General features: G+C 61.0%; 1 protein-coding gene. It reads left to right on the forward strand.

The window, feature by feature from the left end; translation table 11 throughout:
• Window positions 1–741: 741 nt before the first annotated feature.
• Window positions 742–2,304, forward strand: a complete 1,563-nt coding sequence (locus ACFTZB_RS45070; RefSeq protein WP_378442425.1) for a class I adenylate-forming enzyme family protein — start codon at window positions 742–744, stop codon at window positions 2,302–2,304.
• Window positions 2,305–2,398 lie beyond the last annotated feature (94 nt).

Genomic DNA, 2,398 nt, shown 5'->3' on the forward strand with positions numbered 1-2,398 from the left:
CTTCTGTCTGTCGAAGGGTGCAGGACCATCAGCTCGCTCTTCTGGCCGGGCCGTAGGAGCCCGCGGTGGTGGTGCACCTCGGCTGGTGTCCACGCAACCGTTCCGGTCGGCGGCGCAAGGGTTGCCGCGCGGCCAACCCTTCCGTGGGCGGTGTGAAGACCAGCGCTGCAGGGGTATGCCGTTGCGGGGCTCCGAGCTTCAGCGGTCCATGGTTTAGGAGTGATCGATCGATGGGCCCACCTGGATCATCCTTCTGCGCAGCGCTTGTGAAGTGTCGTGCGGCGGAGTCGTTCCGCACGCACGTCGCCCTCGTCGGGTACGCACAGACCCGTCCCTGGAGTGCGCACGAGTGGCGCTTCGTCTCGTCGGCATCTGCTTGTGTCGTCTCGACTCGGCGCAGCTCGTCCAACACGGATGCTGGGTGCCGGACGCCATTCGTTTCCTTCGACTGGGCCCTTCTGTTCAACTCTTCTGTCCTGGTGGGCAACCGGACCCGAACGAGGTCTGCAATGCCGAGTCCACGATGGATGCTGGCCACGAGGAGATTCGTCGCCGCAGTTGGCGAGATGCGACCGCACATTACGTCCTCGCAGCGAGCGTGTTGGAACGGTGTCGATTGGCTGTTATCGGCTGGGGCGCAGTATTTTCGAGAATCGGTCAACGGCTCTCGATGAACTGACCGACGATTGACAAACCGTCCGATGGTCGGCAAAGTAGCACCGGTAAAGACTATCGAGAGGCATGGAGGAACTCCTGATGCTGACGGACAGTTCGCGGTGGCTTGCCGCTTGGGCGCGCAGGCATCCGGATCACCCCGCAATCGTCTACGTGGACGATGACGGCCGCGAGGAGACGGTGACCTATGCGGAACTCGATGCTCGCGCGACTGCGTTCGCACAGTTTCTGGCGCACCAAGGCGTCAGTCGGGGAGACCGAGTTGCGTGTCTCATGACGAACCGGATCGAGTTCATGGTGACGTTCTTCGGCGTGCATCGAGCGGGCGCAGCGTTCGTGTCGATCAACACCTTCGTGACTCCCCGCGAGATGTCTTGGATGCTCGGAAACACCGAGCCTGCCGCGGTGGTGTCGGAGCGCCACTTCTCCGACGTGATTGCCAGCGTCCGACCAGATGTCTCGGTGGCGAGATGGGTTGGAATAGACGGCCCGCTCTTCGAGGGCTCACTAAATGCGAGCGTCCTTCCGGGTTTCTCCGAAGAAGTCGAACTCCCAAACGTCGGTCCCGAAGACATGGCTCTCATCAACTTCACGTCCGGAACGACCGGCGTGCCGAAGGGTGTTGTGCTCACCCACAGCAATCTCGAGCATCTCGCCTACACCATGACCTTCACCTGGAACCTCGGGCACACCGACAAGGGCATTGTTCCCTTCCCGTTGTGCTTCACGGGTGCACTGGTGTCCATCACCTATCCGTGGCTGAGTCAGGGTCTCACGGTTGTCCTCACCAAGTCCTTTGACGCCGAAATGTATGTTCGGTTGATCGAGCGGTTCGAGGTCACGATCGCGCCGGGTGTTCCAACTGCATGGAACATGATTCGGACTACCTTCGGTGATCGCGTGTCAGCGCTGAAGTCGCTGCGATTCGTTGCCATCGGAGGTGCGCCGGTATCGGAGTCGATGCTGGGATGGCTGCAGGACAACGGGATTACCGCGATGCAGGGCTACGGGCTAACCGAGGCGGGTGGCTTCAACATCCAGCCGGACGGCGTTGAGGGTATCAATTCCCGTCCCTCGAGTGTCGGGAAACCGACCATCGGTGTCGAGGCAATGATCGCTGGTCCGGATCTTGAGCCGCTCGGGCCCGGACAACAGGGAGAGATTGTCTTGCGGGGCCCGCTGATCATGAAGGAGTACTGGCGAAATCCGGAAGCCACCGCTGCCACGATTGAGCGTGGGTGGCTTCATACCGGCGACATCGGCTACGTCGACGAGGACGGCTACTACTACGTGGTCGATCGGCAGAAGGACGTCATCATCTCGGGTGGACTCAATGTGTATCCGGCCGAGGTCGAAAGCGTCCTCGATCGACTGGACGGAATTGCCGAGGTCTGTGTAATCGGACTTCCCGATCCGAAATGGGGGGAGCGCGTCACAGCGGTGGTCGTGCGTGACCCAGGTGCATCCGTAACCGCGGAGCAGTTAACAGCGCACTGCACAGTCGCGCTCGGTTCCTACAAGCGCCCCCGCCAGATCGAGTTCGTGGACTCGATCCCGAAATCGACCTCAGGCAAGTATCTCCGACGAAAGCTCCGCGAGGCTCTCGCTAGCGCTGCGTCGGAACAATAGTCTGGTAGTCAGATTTGAGGTACCGCGGCGTGTGAATTACGCCTTTGGCTTTGCATAATCGGGACGAGTTGACGGCACTGGCGCGGTCGAAGAC

The sequence above is a fragment of the Rhodococcus sp. NPDC057014 genome (assembly GCF_042673295.1).
Lineage (GTDB): Bacteria > Actinomycetota > Actinomycetes > Mycobacteriales > Mycobacteriaceae > Rhodococcus_F.

Coding starts and splice junctions, on each gene's coding strand:
- ACFTZB_RS45070 (WP_378442425.1), top strand. CDS start 742: ATGGAGGAACTCCTGATGCTGACGGACAGTTCGCGGTGGCTTGCCGCT.